At 35.1% G+C, this 1653-nt stretch carries 1 protein-coding gene; it reads left to right on the top strand.

From position 1 onward, the window contains the following. Positions 1-1653, top strand: a 1653-nt coding sequence (locus EO125_RS09915) for a hypothetical protein (RefSeq protein WP_164726511.1), incomplete at both ends; no start/stop codon positions are given.

Here is a 1653-nt window from a genome sequence, read left to right as displayed (position 1 = left end):
TCTACCGATGGAGAAAATGTTTCTCTTGATTTGTCAGAGGAAACTCCAGAGCACATGGTTGAAAGACCTAGGGATGAACTTGATGATGCATTTGATAGCTTAAATCACGAACACTACAAAAAACAAGGTAAATCTGATGATGACATCCTTGAAATGAACAATAATGCTAGGGCAATTACAGAAAAAATTCACCAGACATGGGACGAGCACACTCCAGAAGTTAAATATTCGCCAAATGCATTTATAGACGACTTTAAAGAGCAAGGGTACACAGAGAAAGATGCTAGAAAGCTTTCCCATGCTACAGTTGAAATGCACGAGAAGAAGCAACCAAAAGAATCTAGCAACGAGCCTACCTTAGTTGAGAGAGCTGAGAGTGTTGGATATAACTTATCTGACGACGACAAAGAATCTATTAATAATGGAACTATGCCTAAAGCAATTATGGGTTCTATTGAAAAGAATATAGTTGCTAAAGAAAAAGAAGTAGCGGAAACTAGAGAACAAGAAAGAAAAGTACAAGAGGAAAACCAGAAGAGAGAAGAATATAATAACCATTACAAAGACTCTGTGAATAAAGGCTTTTTAGAAGAGACGTTTAGAGAGGTTCCAGATGGACCAAATAAAGACCAATTAATTAGAGATACAGGGTATGCGATTAGAGAGGCGACCTCTGAATATAACAAAGAAAAAGCAGAACACAAAAGTGGAAAAAGGGACAAAGGTCCTGTTGGATTACAAAAGAAACTAGCACAAAAAGGAATTATTCCTGGAGACATATATACAAGAGAACAAGTCGATAATATTGTGGACCATGTAGAAGATATACAAAAAACAAGAAAAGATAATCCAACTACAACTAAAGGTGAATTAAGAAAAAGAGGCTTTGAAAATGCGAGCCTTGGAAAAATAGATAATGCGTTTAATAACAGAAAAGCAAAAAACAAGATAAACATAAAAGCTGAGAAAAATGATAAAAGGTTTGAAAACTTCTACTTAGATGAAGCAAATAAATTAATTGAGACTGCTAAAGCAACAGGATTACCTGTTGAAAGAAGTAAAACATACAAAGCTATTCGAGAGAAAAGTACTCAAGGGTTTAAAAATATCCAAGATGCTTTATTCCCAAAAGTAGAGACTCCTAAAAAAGAAGGAGCTAAAAAAGAGAAATCTGTACGAGAACAATTGTTCACTCCTATTAAGGGGAGTGCGAATACAGAAACTCTTACAAAAAAACAAAAGAAACAATTAAAACAACAAGAAAACGAAAGGAAATTACAAGAAGCCCAAGCTAGACTCAAAGAGGAAGAACAGGTTAATGACAATGTAATTGAAAATAACGAACTAGCAGACCAAGCAGAAAGAGCAGAGAAAGAAGAAGAAGAGACTAGAGCCGCATTTGAAGAGGAAGAAAACAACAAAGAAGATGGCAACGATGAATTAGTAAGAAATGCAAAAGAGGATGAAGAAGAGGAAGAGAAGGCTAGGGCAGTATTCGAGGGCAAGGAAAATAATGAGGAACATATTTCTCCAGAAGCAGAAAAGCAAACAGACAATAAAGAAGCAAAAGAAAAGTCAAAAGCAAATACTAAGAAATCTTGGAGTAAAGAAGATTCTCATTCAGTTGTAGACAGATATTTAAGTGGTGAAATT

The sequence above is a fragment of the Veillonella sp. VA139 genome (assembly GCF_003992005.1).
GTDB lineage: Bacteria > Bacillota > Negativicutes > Veillonellales > Veillonellaceae > F0422.
This window is presented reverse-complemented; position numbering and strand designations above follow the sequence as displayed.